The organism is Natronococcus sp. (assembly GCF_047921035.1).
Lineage (GTDB): Archaea > Halobacteriota > Halobacteria > Halobacteriales > Natrialbaceae > Natronococcus.
In genome coordinates this window covers 24,226-41,473 of sequence record NZ_JBLRWX010000020.1, presented here as the reverse complement: position 1 = coordinate 41,473, position 17,248 = coordinate 24,226, and the positions used below count along the sequence as shown (strand labels likewise).

Annotated in this window: 22 protein-coding genes; 6 read left to right on the top strand and 16 right to left on the bottom strand. The window is 67.4% G+C overall.

The window, feature by feature from the left end:
• The 10 genes from ACNA7R_RS06380 to ACNA7R_RS06335 form a co-directional block, all read right to left on the bottom strand.
• On the bottom strand, positions 1-696 hold a 696-nt coding region (locus ACNA7R_RS06380), incomplete at its 3' end, for an MATE family efflux transporter (protein WP_416282724.1).
• An 82-nt stretch (positions 697-778) separates the two neighbouring features.
• A complete protein-coding gene (locus tag ACNA7R_RS06375) occupies positions 779-1,870 on the bottom strand; it encodes a geranylgeranyl reductase family protein (RefSeq protein ID WP_416282723.1) in 1,092 nt (363 codons plus the stop codon).
• A gap of 660 nt (positions 1,871-2,530) precedes the next feature.
• On the bottom strand, positions 2,531-3,100 hold the full coding sequence (locus ACNA7R_RS06370; RefSeq protein WP_416282722.1) for a GTP-dependent dephospho-CoA kinase family protein: 570 nt from the start codon (positions 3,098-3,100) through the stop codon (positions 2,531-2,533).
• A 1-nt stretch (position 3,101) separates the two neighbouring features.
• Positions 3,102-3,299, bottom strand: a complete 198-nt coding sequence (spt4, locus tag ACNA7R_RS06365) for a transcription elongation factor subunit Spt4 (protein ID WP_293029736.1) — start codon at positions 3,297-3,299, stop codon at positions 3,102-3,104.
• Between the two features lie 2 nt (positions 3,300-3,301).
• Positions 3,302-3,871, bottom strand: a complete 570-nt coding sequence (locus ACNA7R_RS06360) for a DNA-directed RNA polymerase (protein ID WP_416282721.1) — start codon at positions 3,869-3,871, stop codon at positions 3,302-3,304.
• Positions 3,872-4,258 carry a PIN domain-containing protein gene (locus ACNA7R_RS06355; RefSeq protein WP_416282720.1) on the bottom strand — a complete coding sequence of 129 codons (387 nt, stop codon included), beginning with the start codon at positions 4,256-4,258 and terminating at the stop codon, positions 3,872-3,874.
• Positions 4,259-4,273: 15 nt separating this feature from the next.
• On the bottom strand, positions 4,274-5,527 hold the full coding sequence (locus ACNA7R_RS06350) for a translation initiation factor IF-2 subunit gamma (protein ID WP_416282719.1): 1,254 nt from the start codon (positions 5,525-5,527) through the stop codon (positions 4,274-4,276).
• Positions 5,528-5,640: 113 nt separating this feature from the next.
• Positions 5,641-6,222 carry a hypothetical protein gene (locus ACNA7R_RS06345; protein WP_416282718.1) on the bottom strand — a complete coding sequence of 194 codons (582 nt, stop codon included), beginning with the start codon at positions 6,220-6,222 and terminating at the stop codon, positions 5,641-5,643.
• A gap of 110 nt (positions 6,223-6,332) precedes the next feature.
• Positions 6,333-6,521, bottom strand: coding sequence for a hypothetical protein (locus ACNA7R_RS06340; protein ID WP_416282717.1), 189 nt, complete (start codon positions 6,519-6,521; stop codon positions 6,333-6,335).
• Positions 6,522-6,619: 98 nt separating this feature from the next.
• Positions 6,620-6,763 (bottom strand): hypothetical protein, encoded by a 144-nt coding sequence (locus ACNA7R_RS06335; RefSeq protein ID WP_416282716.1) that lies wholly within the window; start codon positions 6,761-6,763, stop codon positions 6,620-6,622.
• A gap of 114 nt (positions 6,764-6,877) precedes the next feature.
• On the opposite strand from ACNA7R_RS06335, the gene ACNA7R_RS06330 reads away from it, so the two are divergent.
• Both ACNA7R_RS06330 and ACNA7R_RS06325 read left to right on the top strand, forming a co-directional pair.
• Positions 6,878-7,855, top strand: a complete 978-nt coding sequence (locus tag ACNA7R_RS06330) for a DUF5787 family protein (RefSeq protein ID WP_416282715.1) — start codon at positions 6,878-6,880, stop codon at positions 7,853-7,855.
• A 180-nt stretch (positions 7,856-8,035) separates the two neighbouring features.
• Positions 8,036-9,307 carry an NRAMP family divalent metal transporter gene (locus ACNA7R_RS06325; protein ID WP_416282714.1) on the top strand — a complete coding sequence of 424 codons (1,272 nt, stop codon included), beginning with the start codon at positions 8,036-8,038 and terminating at the stop codon, positions 9,305-9,307.
• Between the two features lie 10 nt (positions 9,308-9,317).
• On the opposite strand, the gene ACNA7R_RS06320 is transcribed toward ACNA7R_RS06325, so the two are convergent.
• From ACNA7R_RS06320 to ACNA7R_RS06300, 5 genes are all read right to left on the bottom strand, one after another.
• Complete coding sequence (locus ACNA7R_RS06320; RefSeq protein WP_416282725.1) at positions 9,318-10,145, bottom strand: MBL fold metallo-hydrolase; 828 nt, start codon at positions 10,143-10,145, stop codon at positions 9,318-9,320.
• A gap of 81 nt (positions 10,146-10,226) precedes the next feature.
• Positions 10,227-10,550: a hypothetical protein gene (locus ACNA7R_RS06315; protein WP_416282713.1), complete on the bottom strand. Its 324-nt coding sequence runs from the start codon at positions 10,548-10,550 to the stop codon at positions 10,227-10,229.
• Positions 10,551-10,849: 299 nt separating this feature from the next.
• Positions 10,850-11,269: a DUF2237 family protein gene (locus tag ACNA7R_RS06310; RefSeq protein ID WP_416282712.1), complete on the bottom strand. Its 420-nt coding sequence runs from the start codon at positions 11,267-11,269 to the stop codon at positions 10,850-10,852.
• A 56-nt stretch (positions 11,270-11,325) separates the two neighbouring features.
• Positions 11,326-12,114 (bottom strand): PHP domain-containing protein, encoded by a 789-nt coding sequence (locus ACNA7R_RS06305; RefSeq protein WP_416282711.1) that lies wholly within the window; start codon positions 12,112-12,114, stop codon positions 11,326-11,328.
• Between the two features lie 70 nt (positions 12,115-12,184).
• A complete protein-coding gene (locus tag ACNA7R_RS06300; RefSeq protein WP_416282710.1) occupies positions 12,185-13,594 on the bottom strand; it encodes an ATP-binding protein in 1,410 nt (469 codons plus the stop codon).
• A 109-nt stretch (positions 13,595-13,703) separates the two neighbouring features.
• Here ACNA7R_RS06300 and ACNA7R_RS06295 point away from each other — a divergent pair, with 109 nt between their 5' ends.
• Both ACNA7R_RS06295 and ACNA7R_RS06290 read left to right on the top strand, forming a co-directional pair.
• Complete coding sequence (locus tag ACNA7R_RS06295; RefSeq protein ID WP_416282709.1) at positions 13,704-14,072, top strand: universal stress protein; 369 nt, start codon at positions 13,704-13,706, stop codon at positions 14,070-14,072.
• A 2-nt stretch (positions 14,073-14,074) separates the two neighbouring features.
• Entirely contained in the window at positions 14,075-14,638 is a 564-nt protein-coding gene (locus ACNA7R_RS06290; protein ID WP_416282708.1) for a GNAT family N-acetyltransferase, read from the top strand.
• Between the two features lie 246 nt (positions 14,639-14,884).
• Here ACNA7R_RS06290 and ACNA7R_RS06285 read toward each other — a convergent pair whose 3' ends face one another.
• The gene (locus tag ACNA7R_RS06285) at positions 14,885-15,343 is read right to left on the bottom strand and encodes a universal stress protein (RefSeq protein ID WP_416282707.1); all 459 of its coding nucleotides are present in this window, start codon (positions 15,341-15,343) and stop codon (positions 14,885-14,887) included.
• Between the two features lie 148 nt (positions 15,344-15,491).
• Here ACNA7R_RS06285 and ACNA7R_RS06280 point away from each other — a divergent pair, with 148 nt between their 5' ends.
• Both ACNA7R_RS06280 and ACNA7R_RS06275 read left to right on the top strand, forming a co-directional pair.
• A complete protein-coding gene (locus ACNA7R_RS06280; RefSeq protein ID WP_416282705.1) occupies positions 15,492-15,938 on the top strand; it encodes a universal stress protein in 447 nt (148 codons plus the stop codon).
• Between the two features lie 57 nt (positions 15,939-15,995).
• Positions 15,996-17,246, top strand: a complete 1,251-nt coding sequence (locus tag ACNA7R_RS06275) for a DHH family phosphoesterase (RefSeq protein WP_416282704.1) — start codon at positions 15,996-15,998, stop codon at positions 17,244-17,246.
• The last annotated feature ends 2 nt before the right edge of the window (positions 17,247-17,248 follow it).

Sequence of the window (17,248 nt, the reverse complement as noted above, 5' to 3'; positions counted from 1 at the left end):
GGAGCGACCGACCATCCCCCACCCGAGAACGACCGTGACGAACCCCGTCGAGAGGGTCGTCCCGAGCGCGGCGCCCGCGACGCCCATATCGAGGCCGAAGATGAAGAGCGCGCTGAGGACGATGTTCAGCACCGCGCCGCCCGCGCGGGCCATCATCTCGGTGAAGGTGTCGCCGACGCCGGTGTAGGTGCGGCTGGCGATCAGGTTGAGGAGTTCGAAGACGACGGCGGGCGCGACGTAGACGAGGTAGGTGCTGCCGTGGGCGAGCGACTCGGGGCCGGCGCCGAACAGCCCGATCAGCCGATCGGGAACGAGGAGGAACGCGGCCGCGAGCGGCAACGAGATACCGATCGCGAGCAGGACGCTCTGGCTGACGACCAGTGACGCCCGCTCGTTCTCCTCGCCGCCGTAGTTCTGGGAGACGAGGCTGACGGTTCCGCCAGCCAGTCCGAGCCCGAGCATCGCGACGATCTCCCAGTAGGCCAGCGCGAACGCCAGGCCCGCGGTTCCGGCGGTGCCGACGGCGATTCCGACCATCGCGAGGTCGGCCGTCTGCTTGGACATGATCGCGACCCCGGTGACGATCCGGGGCCAGGCCAGCTCCACCGTCGGACGCAGCCGCTGGGCATCGATGATCCCCAGCCGCTCGAGGGCGCTCGCGACGAGCGCGGCCATGGCCGCCAGCCGCCCGGTCATCGCTCGAGCGTTTCGCGACGAGGGACTTCGGTTCGTCGCCTGTGGCTCCGGGACGCCACGCTCGAGCGACGCCTCGCGGAAGTCACGGGCGCAGTCTCGAGAGCATCGCCTTCAGGTGGGTCGGCGAGACGAGCGACGTGGGTCGATCCATGTGGACGCCGATCTCGCCCGACAGTGCGCTCAGCCCGACGCGCTGGATCGGCTCGGGCAGGGAGTACGCCCGGCGGAGCCAGTGACCGAGCTGCTGGTCCCGTTTCAGATCCTCGCGCCAGGCGTGTTCGTAGGCCGCGAGGGTGGTCGGGCGCTCGGGGTCGATCTCGCGGGCGGCGTGGTCTGCGGCGGTCGTCCCGTAGAGGATCCCGCCGCCGGTGAACGGCTTGGTCTGGGCCGCGGCGTCGCCGATCAGGAATCCCCGACGGCTCGTCACCCGATCCGCGGGGCCGATCGGGATCGCACCCGAACAGCGGTGGGCGACGTCGATCTCGTAGCCGTCGATCAGCTCCTCGAAGTGCTTGGTGACCTCGACGCCCGGCGGGGCCGCGAGGCCGTACTCGACGCCGGCCTCGCCGCGGGGGATCCGCCAGGCGAAGAAGGTCGGCGGGGTGAGGTGGACGTCGACGAAGTCCTCGTGGTCCGATTCCTCGGAAAAGGCGAGCACGCCGTGGAGGAGTTCGTCGGGCTCGGGGAGGCCGAGCTCCTGGCGAACCCGCGATCGGGGGCCGTCACAGCCTGCGACCATCTTCGCCTGGAACGTCGTGGGGCCGTCGGGACCGCTCGCGACGACCTCGACGCGGTCGCGCCGTTCCGTGACGCTCGTAACCGAATGGTGCTCCCGGACGTCGGCGCCGGCCTCGCGAGCGAGGTCGGCGAGGTGGCGATCCAGCCCGACGCGGTCGATGACGTTCGAGGCGACCTCGCGCTTGTAGAAGGGGTAGGCGTCGCTGCGGGGGCCGCCGACGTGAAAGCGCGCGCCGTGGATCTCGTTCTGCAGGAGCTCCTCGCGGGCACACTCGCCCGTCACGCTCCAGATATCCGTACTGACGTGGCCCGAGCAGGCCAGCGGCGTGCCGATCGTCCCCTGCTCGAGGGCGAGGACGTCGTGGCCGCGCTCGGCGGCCCGCCGGGCGAAGCGCGCGCCGGCGGGGCCGACGCCGACGACGACGAAATCGTACATATACCCTCCGTCTCGCTCGGACGGTAAGAAGGTCTCGAGTATCGCTCACCGGGGGTGCCCGTGTTCACGTCACACGGCCGAAACGCGGCGCTCGGGCGGTAGGACTCCGAGTCGTTCGATACCGTCGGCGGACTCGAGACGAATCGACCCAACAGCAATCGGACGTGGAGTCCGTCCGTCGGGCCGGATTTCAGTGAAATCGATACCGCTCTCGAACCAACTGACCGCGGTGGCGCGCGCTGGACTATCGCGAGCGAACAGCGAGCGATAGTCCGATGCCGTGCGAGGGATGAGTGAGTGAGCGGATACGAACGAACGAATCGGTTGGGGAGGATGTGGAAACTCCCTGTGTTCGTGCGAGCAGAGTCTGCTTCTGTCGGTATTACCGCGAAAGCCCCTGGCGTTCTCGACCGTTCTGACTCGCTGCGCGCTCCTTGCAGTCGCGTGCTTGCGTCGTCGGAACGGTCGAGAACGCCAGCCCCTTTCAGTCCCACCCGGGGGTGGTTGGTTGAGGCTGCAGATACAACGCCGGACGCTCTACACGAATATGTAGTGACCGAACTGCCTAATTCTGAATAACGAACTCGTACTACTTTCTACTGGTACACACAGCTTCCAGCGACGAACTGCGAGCACCCGAGAATGGGTCTCCGACTCCGTCTACGCCTCGAGCAGCTCCCAGAACCGCTCCTGGTCGCCCTCGAAGCGCTCGAGCAGGGCTCGGACCTCCCGGCGCACCTCGTCGTCGACGACGACGTGGACCATCCCCTCGTCGGGCTGGCCGTAGACGACGCTGGCGCCGTCGGGCGCGACCATGATCGCCGGGAGCACGACCAGGTCCTCCTCGCCGTCGACCAGGACCGTCGTCGGCTCCTCGCGCTCGAGACTCGCCCGGAGCGTCTCGAGGACGTCGGCGGTGAGTTCGGCGGGCGGATTGTGAGCCTCAACGTTCACTCGCTCGGTGACGGTTTCGCGGATCTCCTCCTCGACGAGCTGGCGTTTGGTTCGCTCGTCGACGAGCGCGACGTCGGGGTCGCGTCCGGCGCGGACGATGTGGTAGGTGACGACGTCGCCGACGGCGATCAGCGGTCCCGAGACGTCCTCGAGCAACACGTCGGCGTCGGTCTCGATCGGACCCATCGGCTCCTTGAGCTCGTGGCGGAGTTCGTCGGGTAAAACCAGCAGCTGCTCGTCCGCGCGATCGGGGCCGCCGTCGTCGTCGCGAGTCACGTTACCGGACCTTCAGCGCGTACGCGCCGGGCTCGGTGACCTGCATCTCCGTGGCGATCTCGCTGTCCTCGGGGTGGGCGATGACGACGTAGCCCGCCCAGTCCTCGGTCAGCGACGAGGAGTTACAGGAGTCGCAGGTGTCGTTGTCCGGATCGTTGACTCGGTGGCACTCGCGACAGACGAGTCGATCGGATGCCATCGTTACTCACCCGTGGCCGCTTCGCGCTTCTCGTGGTCCTCCTCGAGCCAGCCGTGTTTGCCCAGTCCGGGCTGTTTGGCGGTGAGGCCGATCTTCGAGTCGCGCGGGTTGCGTTCGTCGATGCTCTTGGTGACGATACGGGCCCGGACGGCGTCGTCGACGCCCAGCGTGCGGTTGGACTCGTTCGAGGCGAGCTGCTGGTTCTCGCCGTCGAAGGCGAGGTACTCGTCGGAGATCTGGGAGACGTGGAGCAGCCCGTCGACGGGGCCGATCCCGACGAAGGCGCCGAACTCGACGACCTCGACGATCGTACCGTCGACGACCTCCTGCATGTCGGGATCGAACGTGACCGCGTCGAACTCGGCCTCGTAGTAGACGCCCGGCTTGTTCGGGAGCACGGCTCCCTCGCCGATATCGTGGACCTCGGTGACCGAGACGACGCTGCCGACCTGCTCGTCCATCCGACCCTCGAGTTTGTCCTGCAGCAGTTGCTTGACCAGCTTCGGCGAGACGTCACCGAGCGCTTTCGGCGGTACTTCGACCGTATCCTTCAGTTTGACCCGTTTGTACATCTATGGTTGAGTGATTGCCAGCTTGTTTCTCCCGCGTAATGCAAGTACCGGTATGCTCGCCTCGAGCACCCGGTCGCGCAGCGGGCGATCGTTCGTGACGACGTAGTCGACGCTTCCCTCGCGGGCGAGTTCGACTAAGGCGTCGTCGGCGTACGATTCCTCCGTGTCGACGACGAGACAGCGTTCGGTCGCCAGGTCGTGGCCGACCGACGCGGCGGTTCCCTCGGTGCCGCCCTTCTCCGAGAGCCGACGGAGCTCCTCGATGACGGGCTGGGGCGCCACCAGTTCGGCGGAGCCGATCAGCCGCTCGAGTTCGTCGAACAGCCGGACGTTCAGTTCGACCGGCATCATCAACGCGCTCGTGTCGAGGGCGACCCGGGTACTCATGGCGCTGTCGTCGTCTTACTCGCGAAGCGTTCCCAGTCCGATCAGTCGCCAGCGGGCGCCGATCCGGCGGTTGATCGCGATCTTCGCGCCGGGTTCGGCCGCGACGGGGCGTTTGAGCTTGACCTCGCACTCCCCGCTGCGGGCGCTCGTGACCGCGCCGACCGTCGTCGCGGTGCCGACGGTCATCATCAGGGGTTCGCCCGTGCTGATCTCGTCGATGTCGGCCGCGTCGCCCGGTCCGCTCGTCTCCTCGACGTTGCCGACGACGCGATCGAGCAGGTCGACGTCCATCGTGAACTGCTCCCAGGTCGGCGGCAGCGACCCCGGCGGGCCGGCGATCCGTCCCGCGAGGGCGTCGCCTTTCGTCAGCGAGGGATCGAGTCCGGTTCCGACCCCGAGCAGCCCGCCGGGCGTGACCGACTCCGCGTCGGCGCCGCCGGCCTGCAGCGATCGAACCGTCGTCTGGATCGGGACGTACTCGGTCTGGCCGCCCTCCTCGACTTCGCGACCGGGACGGATCTCGAGTTCGTCGTCGACCTCGAGTTCGCCCTGTACGAGGCTGCCGCCGAGGACGCCGCCGGCGAGGTTCGCGGCGGTCGTCCCGGGTTTGTTGATGTCGAAGCTCCGGGCGACGTGCATCCGGGCGTCGGTCTCGGGATCGCGTTCGGGTGTCGGGATCTCCTCCTCGATCGCCTGGATCAGCAGGTCGAGGTTGACCTCCTGACCGGCCGAGACGGGGACGACGGGCGCGTCCTCGGCGACGGTGCCCTCGACGAACTCCTGGATCTCCTGGTAGTTCTGTCGGGCCTGCTCGGAGTCGACGAGGTCGACCTTGTTCTGGGCGATGACGATGTTGTCGATCCCGATGATGTCCAGTGCCATCAGGTGCTCCTCGGTCTGGGGCTGTGGGACCGGCTCGTTGGCGCTGACGACCAGTACGGCGCCGTCCATCAGCGAGGCGCCCGAGAGCATCGTCGCCATCAGGGTCTCGTGACCCGGCGCGTCGACGAACGAGACGGTTCGCAGCGGTTCGCTCGGCGACCCGTCCGCACACTCCTGATCGACGGTGTAGCGTTCGGGCTCCTCGAGGTCGGGACAGTGGCGGAACGTCGCGTCCGCGTAGCCCAGTCGGATCGAGATCCCGCGTTTCATCTCCTCTGAGTGCTGATCCGTCCACGAGCCGCTGAGAGCTTGCACCAGCGTCGTCTTGCCGTGATCGACGTGGCCGACGAGTCCGATGTTCACCTCCGGTTGTTGAGTTCCTGCCATAAGACGATGAGTAATCTTAGGTAGGAGTTCCCCCGTGCGACTGATAAACCTACTGTTCTCGGGGCGTATCACGGTGCCAAACAGTCCCGTGCGGTCGGGCGATCTCGGCTTCGTCACTCCGCGACAGGGGTATCGATCGGCGGCGCCTCCCAGACGACGTCGCCGTCCTCGAGCAACTGGAAGACGGTCGCCGTCTCCCCCGTTTGCTCGCCCGAAAGCGAAACGGTCGCGGGGTTGACGTCGACGCTGACGACCTCACTGGGCTCCTCCTCGTCGAGTTCGACGCCGAGTCGGTACGACTCGTCGTCCAGCGGGAGTTCCTCGCCGTCTTTCGTGAAGACGGTCTCGAGTTCGATCGTCGATCCCGGTTCGATCGCCGGCAGCCCGCCGGTTTCGGTCTCGTAGTGCCAGTGACCGGCGTGGGCATTCGCGACCTGCTCGCCGTCGCGCTCGTAGACCAGCAACTCGGTGACGTCCACCTCGTGGTCGGTGTCGTCGAACGGCTCGTCCACCAGGTCGTCGTCGAATTCGCCATCGTCGAGTTCGTCGTCGGTCGCGTCGTCCGTCGGGTCGTCGTCGGAGTCGGTACCCGTCGGGTCGTCATCGTCGAGACAGCCCGCGACGCAGAGCGCCGCGACCGAACTCGAGACGGCGAGCAGTCGCCGCCGGCTCGGCGAGCGAAGATCGTCGGTCATCGAGTAGCTACAGCGGGACCCGGCCGAAAGCGGTTCCGATTTCACAGGCGAGCCACACGGCGACCGACGGGGCGGAAGCGGCGAGTGGGCGATCGGCCGATTCGAACGTGCTACTCCGCCTCGTCCGGCGGCACCGTCTCCTCGTCGGCCTCGACGAGAGCGAACTCGGTACAGCCACACCGGCAGCTCTCGCTTCCGATCGCCTTGATCGTCCCGTCGGGCCACTGTCTGGCCGCGTAGACCGCACCGCAGTCCGTACACTCCGCCAGCTCTCTGGAAACGTCGTCCCTGTTCGCCATCCCTTACCGGCGGATGACGTCGTTCGTAAATCAGCGTTTCGCTCGCGGAGGGACGCGTACTCCGGGTGCTCGGATCTGAGATCTGGATCCGAACCGAGTCAGAACTCGTAGTGTGCGATCTCCCGGGAGCCACAGCCGGCGCACTCCTCGTCGTCTGCCGTCAGCTCTCGCCCGCAGTTTCGACACTCGTAGCGCGTCGTTCCGTCGTGGCCTCGAACACCGAGTGCATCGAGTACCCCCATACAGCCTCCGGCTTCGAACCGCAGGGTGATTAATCCTGTTGTCTAGCGTGACACTACGTCTCACTGGATCGAGCGACCGACCTCCTTTTTTCGCTACCGCCCGTTCGATCCGTCGTGAGCGAGTTCGCGTTCGAACTCGAGCTGTGTGCCGCCCTCGAGTCCCGCGGTGACCGCCTCCTCGCCCGGCAGCTCGGCGCGGGCGTCGCGGATCCGGGCGGACGCGTCCTCGACATCGTCAGCGTCGAGCCCGGTCCCGCGTTCGCGGATCGAACCGCGATCACGGGCGAGGCGATTCCCGCTGCGGCGATCGAATCGCGGGTCGGTCCCGGCCGCGCACGGTACTGGAAGGACGCGTTCGACTGCCATCCCGAGCGGGCGCGACGGGCGACCGAGCGCGCCCTCGAGGTCGGCTTCTTCGAGCGCGAGCGCCGTAACGGACGGGAGTACGTCCGTCAGGTCGCCCGCTACCCCGACTGGTACGACCGGCTCGTCGGCATCGAGAACAAGCCCGATCTCGGCCGGCCGGGCGACCTCGAGGCCCAGCTTCGAACGGACGTCAGCCTGGGGCTCGTCGACGAGGCCGTGCTGGCGACCGAGAGCTACGTCACGGGCGCCCACCGAAACGGCATTCCGGACGAGGTCGGAATCTGGCGGGTTCGCCGCGAGGCGGGTGCCGTCCGAGAGATCGACGTGCTTCGGGAGCCGACGCCGCTGCCCGTTTCCGAGCCGGGGGTCGAACCGCTCGAGACCCACCCCGGTCGGACCGACGTCGCCGTCGTCTCGCCCCCCGAGAAGACACGCGCCCGGCGGCGGCTCGCCGAGCGAGCCTACGGAAAGGGGTGGCGAACCTACGGCTTTCCCGACTGTACGAGCTGTCGAGCCGACGGCCCGAGCGGCGCGACGCTGCCGTACTGCGAGTGGGCGAGTCGAGTCGTCGACGCGGAGAGCGACTGCGGTACCGACTGCCCGGGGTACGAGCCCGAACCCGGACCGGACGTCGACCTCGAGACCGAACGGGACGACCGAACCGACTGGGTCGCGGATCCGGACGGAAAACGCCGCAGCCAGGCTGGACTCGAGCGCTTCCGGTGAGCGAACGCCGATGAATACGGATCGCCTTCGATACTGTGCATCGAAGGCTCTCGGTTCCGTCGCCCGGAAAGTGAAACGCCGAGGCTTTTACGTACCGAGTCGCTATATTCGGTTGACTTCGCGGTACTATCTCTGTACGTTGATCGAACTGCTCGGACTGAAACACCGGAAATTTAATTCATGGGAACCACTGAAAACTTCACGACACGAATCGGACGAGAGCTATCTGAAGCGGTAAAGGAGTACGGGCTGGCGTTCGTTATGGTCGCCAGCTACTTCGGCTCCGGATCGGTGTTCATCGCGAGCCAGGCCGGCGTCATGCACGGCTACACGCTGCTGTGGGCCGTCGTCGGCGCGGTGTTGCTCGGCGTCATGGCACAGGACATGAGCGCACGCCTCGGGATACACGGCCGGCCGCTCATGCCGTTCGTCCGCGAGAAACTCGGTAAGGGGCCCGCGACGGCGATCGCGGTGTTCCTCTCGATCGGCTGTGTCGCCTGGACGCTCGGCCTCGTGGCCGCCGTCGGCGCAGGGGTCTCCTTCGTTACCGGGGGCGCCATCGCCTGGCAACCGATCGCCGTCCTGGCGACGTTTCTGGCCATCGGCGTCGGGTTGCTGAACTACCACAAGATCGAGAAGCTGATGATCGTCATGATGCTGTCGGTGATGGTCCTCTATCTCGCCGTCGCCGGCCCGAGCAATCCGGATCTCGGCGCGGTCGCGCTCGGGTTCGTCCCGACGTCGGACTCGCTCGGCGCGCTCGCGATCGCCGCGGGTCTACTGGGGACGACCGCGCTGTGGCCCAACTTCTTCCTCGAGTCGATCCTCGTCGAGGAGAAGGGCTGGACCGACGAGAGCGACGTCTCTGACGCCCGCCGGGACCTCGCCGTCGGCTTCACCGTTGGCGGGATCACCACGGTCGCGATCCTGGTCGTCTCGGCCGCGGTGTTACAGCCGATGGGCTTTACCGAACTCGAGTCGTTCATGACGCCCGGCGAGGCGCTCGTCGACGTGTTCGGAACGTGGGCGATGGTGCTTTTCATCGCGGGCGTGACAGCCGCGGCGTTCAACAGCATCATCCCGATCATGTGGACGCCGGCGTACATCATCCCGCAGGCGATGGATATCGAGGTCGACCAGAGCAGCCGACTGTTCAAGCTGATCTTCGCCGGCCTGACCGGACTTGGACTGGCCTCGCCGCTGATCAGTAGCGCGCTGAACCTGTCGGTCGTCGACATGGTCATCCTCTTCCCGACGTACAACGGGATCTTCGGCCTGCCGCTGGCCGCCCTCCTGCTGTTCTGGGCGGTCAACGACAAGGAGACGATGGGCGAGTACCGCAACACGACCGCGCTGAACGTCGTCAACGCCTTCCTCGTGTTGCTGGCGTTCGTCCTGGCGATCTTCGCGGTCCAGGACTTCCTCGACCTGCTGTTCGGCGGCGGCTTCTAACCCAGCCCGTTCACTCGAGGACGTACCGCTCGCCGTCGACCGCCAGTGGCTCCTCGAACGCCTCTTCTGCGGGATAGTAGTGTGCCAGGTGGACGAGTCGGGTACGGCCCGCCTCGAGTTCCTCGGCCAGCGCCAGCGCCCCCTCTCGGGTCATGTGTTTCGAGCCGAACGTGTAGGGTGTCCCGTCGGGTCCCTCGTGGCGTCCGCCGGCGGGGTGGGACGCACAGAGGTGTGCGGGGACGATCGCGTCGGCCAGCAGGAGGTCCGGATCGGCGAGGGCCGCGCGGGAGCGGTCGGGAACTTCGTAGTTCGTATCCCCCGTTATCGACAGCTTCGCCCCCGTCTCGGGGTCCTCGATCGCGAGCCCGTAACAGACCAGCGGCGGGTGGTCGACCGGGACGAACGTCACGTCGAGCCCGCAGATCCGGGTCGGCTCGAGCGGCGTCGTCGGGCGAACGGTGATCGTGTTCAGGTAGTGGTAGTCCTCGGCGACGGTTTCGGCGACGCTGTTCCCCGTTCGGGGGTCGGTCTCGTCGGCCGCGTACACGTCGAGCGAGTCGAACACCCGGAAGGCGTTACCCAGGCCGTCGAGGTGGTCGAAGTGGATGTGGGTGACGATGCCGGCGTCGGGCAGCGGTACGTCCTCGCGGAGAAACTGGGCGCGAAAGTCGGGGCTGAAGTCGATCAGCAGCGACTCGTCGGTTCGCTCGTTCTCGACGTGGACCGAGAAGCGGGTGCGCTCGACCCCCCGCTCGCGGGCCGTCCGGCAGGTCTCGCAGTCACAGCCCACGGTCGGCGTCCCGGTCGTGTCGCCGGTGCCGAGCAGCGTGACTCGCATCGTCACCGACCCGTCACCTCGAGGGTGACGTCGCTCGAGCGCGCGCGACTCGATCCCGAACCGCCCGCGGGCGACCGCCGGCTACACATACACCTCCCCTTCGGCGAACGCCCGCTCGACGAACTCGTGGTCCTCCCGTTCCTCGTAGCGCTCGGTCGGCAGCACGTGCACCTCGAGGACGGTCCCGTGCTCGAGGCCGACCTCGCGGGCCAGCGCCTCGAGTTCGCGCTCGGGCTCGAGATCCTCGAGTACCAGCAGTAGCTCCGCCTCGCTGTGGACGTCGCGGTCGTCGCCGCGGACCGCGCTGCCGAACGCGACGAGGTGACGGATCGACTCGCCGTACTCGGCCCGCGCTCGCTCGGCGAACGCCGCCGGTGCGTCCGTCCGTTTCGATCCATCGCTCATTGTCGGCCATTCGAAGCCGGCATATATAGGGCGTTCCCCGATCCGTCGTCGGGTCGGTTCCTCGAGTCGTCTCGCTTCCGTCGGAATTCGGCGCTCGTGTTATCTCCAAGTGCAAACTGCTCGCTTCGCTCGCAGTTTCTACTGGGCGAACAGCCGTCCGAGACGCGCGACAGCGCGTCTCTCTGCGGAACGACGATCGAAGCGCGAGCGTAGCGAGCGGTGAGTGAGTCGTCTGTACGTAACGGGTACCCGGAGCGAAGTCACCCCGAAAAGAGGGAGATTGTAGAACGGGTCGTCGATCAATTCGCCGAGCCCGACACCGAGCCGGAACTCGAGCCCGACGGGTCGTCGTCCCGCGGATCGTACTCGTGTTCGCGGAGCAGATCCGGCTCGACGTCCCGGAGGACGGCCTCGTGGGTTGCCTCGAGCACCACCGGGGGCGCACAGTTTTCCTCTTCGGCCTCGAGCCAGCGCCCCAGACAGAGACACCAGCGGTCGCCGGGCTCGAGTCCGGGAAACTCGAGTTCGGGCCGAGGCGTCGTGAGGTCGTTACCGCGGGCCTTGCTGAACTGCAGGAACTCCTCGGTGAGGACGGCACAGAGTTCGTGGCGGCCCCGGTCGCCCTCGACGCGCCGACAGCAGCCGTCCCGCAGGAAGCCGGTCGTCGGGTCGGTGCTACAGGGCTCGAGTTCGGTGCCGAACACGTTCCGATCGGTCATGTCGAACTCGTCGGACGGCGAGCGGAAAAGCGTGGTGTCGGCGGCCTCGAGCCCGGTCACCGCGCGTGGGACTCCAGGCTCGGCGGGCTCACCGGCTCGAGGTCGCGACTTGTGAGGTACTCCTCGAGGAAGGTCGTCCGCTCGCGGATCTCCTCGGGTGCGTGGGCGTCGGTGCCGAGGGTCACGGGAACGTCGTACGCCCGGAGGGCCTCGAGGAACTCCTCGGAGGGGTGGACGAGCGGGTCCTCCCGGGTCGCCCGGCCGGCGTTGATCTCGGGGACGGTCCGCGAGTCGTCGAAGGCCCTCGCGACCCGCTCGTAGTGGTCCGTCGTCGTCCGCCCCTGTAATGGCGGCGTTCGCTCGATGAGATCGAGGTGGGCCGCGACGTCGAACAGTTCCGAGTCGATCAGGGCCACGAGCCGATCGATGTAGTCGTCGACGACGGTGTCCCGATCCGATTCGGACAGCCCCTCGAAGTTCGAGGCCACCTGGACGTTCTCGCCCTCGACGGCGTGGACGCTGCCGATCGCGTACTGGAAGTTCGCCTCCTCGAGGAAGGCGTCGATCTCGGCCTCGTCCCGGGGGTCGTAGTCCATCTCGACGGCGTCGTAGACGTCGATTTCCCCTCGTTCGCGGACCTGCTCGATCGCGTCGCGGCGCCGCTCGTAGGTCAGATCGAGGTTGAACCCGTAGCGGTTGCGGGTGGCGTTGGCCCGATCGCGCGAGCTGATCGAACAGTGGTCGGTCAGCCCGATCCCCTCGAGGCCCGCCTCCTCGGCGGCTCGTACCATCCCCGGCAGGAAGGAGCCGTCCGAGTAGCTCGTGTGGGCGTGGAAATCGTACATACCGGCTCGAGGGAGCCCGAACAGTTGGTCGTTGCGCTCTCGACGCTGTGGGTGGGTCCGATCCTCGCCGTCAGTGGTCGTGGTCGTGATCGTGGCTGTGGTCGTGATCGTGATCGTCGCCGCTGCCGCCGCCGACGTCGCCGCCCGCCACGAGGGCGTCGTGGTCGCCGTCGATCATGTCCATGTTCTTCAGGTTATCCCGCTCCTCGAACTCCTCGACGGCGTTGAGCAGGTCCTCCTGGGTGAGCATGGTGCGGTCCTCGGTCAGCGCCTCGAGGACGGCCTCCCGGAGCACCATCCGGAGGTCGCTGCCGGTCATCCCCTCGGTCGCCTCCGCGACGAGTTCGGGGTCGAACTCGTCGATCCGCATCTGTCGAGTGATAACCCGGAGGATGTCGGCCCGCATGTTGTAGTCGGGCTTGGGAAAGTTGACGATCTCGTCGAAGCGACGCCAGGCGGCCGCGTCGAGCTGATCGGGGTGGTTCGTCGCCCCGATCAGGAGGACGTCGTCCTGGATCAGCGAGATGTTGTCGATGCTCTTGAGCAGCGTATTCACTGCGCGCTTCAGGGCGGCGTGTTCGTCGCTGCGCCGCGTTTTGGCGACGAAGTCGAACTCGTCGATAAAGAGGATACACGGCGAGAGTCGCTTCGCGACCTCGAAGGTCTTGTCGACGTTTTTCGCCGTCTCGCCGAGGTACTGGCTCGTGATCATCGAGAGCTTGACCTCGACGAAGGGAAGATCCATGTCCTGGGCCAGCGCCTGCGCGGTCGAGGTCTTGCCCGTCCCCGGCGGGCCGACGAACAGCAGCTTGCCGATCTCGCGCAGGCCGATCTCCGCGAGGTAGTCGCGGTGTTCGATCGCCTTCGCGATCTTGTCGATCTCGGCCTCCTGGCCCTCCGTCAGCACGAGGTCGTCGAGGGTGACGTCGACCTCCTCGGGGGCGCGGACGTCGACCAGGTCGAGCATCTCCTCGTCTTCCTCCTCGTCGAAGTACTCCTCGAGCAGGCCGTCGATCCAGACGCGATCGGCCTGGATCGGCCGGTTTCGCTCGCGAGCCGCCTCGTGGCTGACGTCGACGTCGTACTCCTCGTGGTCGGCGAAGTGTTTCGCGAGCGTCGGGTTCTCGAGCAGTCGCTCCTCGTCGGCCCGGTCGAGGTACCACTGTTCGGCCATCCCCTCCTCGGTGAACGTGATCGTCCCGGAGAACTCGTCGCGGTCCGTAAACATCAGTCCCGAGACGGCCTCCCAGGGTCGGTCGACGCCCGTCGCCTGTCGGACGGTGGTGTTGGTCGCCGACAGCGGACGGGTGATTCCGCCCCGCGCTCGGCCGCCCTCGTCGTCCTCGCCGTCGTCGCTCCCGCCCGTCCAGAAGACACGGCGGTACGACGGCGGGAGATCGTTCTCGTCCAGCGTCCTGTCGTCGGAATACACGCTCGTCGTGAGCACGAACTCGACGACATCGAGCGCTGCGTCACTCATTCGGTCAACGTATTCTCTACGCGCCCTTAACGTCGTCGTCACGCGGCGACGCTCGCAGGCCGGCCCGGGTGGCACAACGGTTTTCGTCCACTAGCTCACACACGTACGCATGAACGTGTTGCTGGGACTGGCCGGAAGCGACGAATCGATCACCGCGTTGCGCCGGACGATCGAACGCACCGGCGACGTCGGCGACGATCTCACCGTCGCGGTCCTCGAGAAGGCCGACACGGAGCGATCCCAGGAGGAGATGTACCGCCAGGCCGAGAAGCTGCTCTCGGAGGCCGGCGTCGACGCCGAGATCGAACGGCTCGAGGGCGATCCGGGCGCCTCGCTGGTCGACTACGCCGAACAGGGCGAGTTCGACCAGCTGGTGATCGGCGGCGGAACCATCAGTCCGATGGGGAAGATTCAGCTGGGGTCGATCACCGAGTTCGTCCTGCTGAACGCCCCGACGACGGTCAAGCTGGTGCGATAACGATGCCCGATAGAGTGTATCCCGACGCTCCGTCGGGGCCGTTTCCCGCCCCGCCGGCGACCGCCGAGGACCAGTCGGGCCGGGAGATCGAGTTCCGGGCCGTCGACGAGTTCGAGGGCGAGGCCCTCGACGACACCGTCGAGATGTACGTCGAGTTCGACCCGACCGACCGCGCCCAGGGGATCCCGCCGACGGGCGAGGGGCGGATCCGCAACTGGCTTGAGACGATCGCGGAACACAGCGTCAACGTCGTCGCCCGCCACGGCGAGGACGTGGTCGGCCACGCCGTGCTCGTTCCCGACGTCGACGAGCCTGCCGAGATCGAGGACGTCGGTGGTATCGAGTGGGAGTTAGCGATCTTCGTCCTCCAGGACTACCAGCAGTCGGGGATCGGCACGAAGCTACTGAAACACCTGCTCGGGCACGCGATCGAGCGCGGTATCACGCACGTCTGGTTGACCGTCGAGCGCTGGAACACGCCCGCGATCGCGCTGTACGAACGCGTCGGATTCGAACCCACCGGCACGGAGAGCTTCGAACAGGAGATGGGGATCCTGCTCGACTGACGACGGTCGTGCGTTCGGCAGCCGGACCGAGTGCGAGAGGGCGCAGCGATTCGTTACGTAGAGACGACTCACTCACCGCTCGCTACGCTCGCGCTTCGATCGTCGTTCCGCAGAGAGACGCGCTGTCGCGCGTCTCGGACGGCTGTTCGCCCAGTAGAAACGGCGAGCGAAGCGAGCAGTTTGCCCGCCTACGTAACGGCCGAATTAGCCGGAGGTCCGGAAACGAAAACGTGCCGTGCGCTCCCGTTACACCGACAGCACGGGCTGGCTGGCGTAGGACAGCACGTACTCCGCGGCCTTCTCGAGGACCTCCGCCGAGGCCCCGGTGACGGGCTCTCGCGGCAGGACGATGAAATCGGCGTCGACGGCGTCGGCCGTATCGAGGACGACGTTGCCCGGATGGCGGGTCTTGCGCGTCGTCGAGAACCCGTGATCGACCGACGTCGACAGCGAGACGCCCTCGTTGTCGGCGATGTGGCTGATGTCGTCGAGAAAGCCCTGCGTGCTGTCGGCGACGGCCTCCTCCTCGACGGTGCCGGCATCTATCCCCTGTACGACGCCGCGACCGAGCACGAACAGCGTGTGGACCGACGCGTCGTAGCGGTCGGCGACGGCGACGGCGTACTCGACGGCGGTCGCGGATTCCTCGCTCCCGTCGACCGGCGCGAGAACCGTGTCGACGGTAAACGACTCGCTGGCGTCCATACGCGGCAGTGTGTGTTCCGGCGTCAAAAAGACTCCCCACGGCGGCGGGTTCGCGGCGTCCCGCGTTGCGGACGCGAGTCGGGCCGCCCCTCGGATCGGCTCGAGCGCGACGGGAGCGTTTAAGCCCTGGCGCCCGTACGTGCCGGGTATGTTCGATACGGTCGTCGTCGCCACGGACGGCTCCGACAGCGTGAACCGCGCGGTCGACGTCGCGCTCGATCTCGCCGAGAAGTTCGACGCCGAGGTCCACGTGCTCTCGGTGATCGACGCCAGCGAGGTCGACGCCTCGCCCGAACAGCTCCGCGAGGAGCTCCGGACGGCCCTCGAGACGACCGCCGACGCCGCGCTTGCGTCCGTCGAGGACCGAACCGAGGGGGAGGTGACGACCGCCGTCCGGGAAGGCCGACCCGCCGCGGAGATCTGCGAGTATGCCCGCGAGGTCGACGCCGACGTCGTCGCCACCGGAACCCGCGGCCGCCACGGCGAGAACCGCCTCCTGCTGGGCAGCGTCGCGGAACGGGTCGTCCGTCGCTCGCCCGCGCCCGTGCTGACGGTCCGCCAGCTCGAGACGACCGACGACGCCGCCGCGGCCTGATCGGGGTCGGGGTCGTCGATCGGCGGTTACTTCCCGCCAGCCCGCCCAGTGGGGAGTATGTACGAGGATCTCATCGACAGCGCCGACTTGCCGACCGCTCGCAAGTCGGTACTCCCCGGAACCGGCTTCTTCCTCCCCGACGACTTAGAGGAGGATCTCGAGGACGAACAGACCAAGGCCGCCCTCGAGGGCGCCGAGGTCGCGGTCGTCGCCGACCCCGACGCCGACGGGCTGGCCTGCGTCGCCCTGCTCCGGGAGGCCTACGGCGACGTCCGGAACGTCCCCGAGCCCGACGCGGACGGGGAGGACGATGCGGATGCCGAATCGGCCGACGACGCCCACGAGGAGAACCTCGCGCTCGCGGCGGGGGAGGCCGAGGATCCTCTCGAGGAACCCGAGCCCACACCCCACGAGGTCGCGCTCATTCCTGCCAGTCCCCACGACTTCGAGGATGCCCTCGCGCGGGTCGCCGAGTACGGCGACGCGGGGATCGACCTCTTCGTCTGCGACCTCTGTCCCGACCGGTACGAGTACGTCGAGGACGAGCTCGCGGCGGCCCTCGAGACCGCCGACCGTGTCTCGTGGTACGACCACCACCAGTGGGACGACGACGTCGCCGGGGCGGTTCGCGACGCGGGCGTCGACCTCGTCGTCGGCGACTCCGACGAGGAGTGTTCGGCCGACGTCGTCTACCGCTCGCTCGAGTACGACTTCTCCCCGATGTACGAGGAGCTCGCGGCGGTGACGCGGGATCACGACCTTTGGCTTCGCGAGGACCCGCGCAGCGACGACCTCGCGGATTACGCCTACTGGACCGACCCCGCCGAGTACGTCGAGGTCGTCCGGGAGTACGGCGTCGACCTCCCCGAGTGGGTCGGGGACTTTCTGACCGAGCGCCGCGTCGAGAAGGAGGCCCTGATCGAGCAGGCCGTCGGTCGCTCGGAGTTCCGCGAGATCGGCGGCTACACCGTGGGGATCACCTACGGGCGCTGTTCGCAAAACGAGGTCGCCGAGGCGATGCGCGAGCGCGGGGCCGACGCGTCGATCATCGTCAAACCCGCCGGCTCCGCCTCCATTCGGGGAACCGACGAGTTCGAGCGCTGCCACGAGGTCGCCGGCCAGGTAAACGGCGGGGGCCACCCCAAGGCCGCGGGCTGCAAGCCCGACATCTACGACGACATGCTCGACTACGCGATGCACTGGACCTCTCGAGGCGCGGTCGCAAAGCAGGTACTGCTCGACGCGTTCCGCGACGTCGCGGAGTCGGCGGCCGAAGACGAGCCGTCCGACGCGTCCGACGACGCGTAATC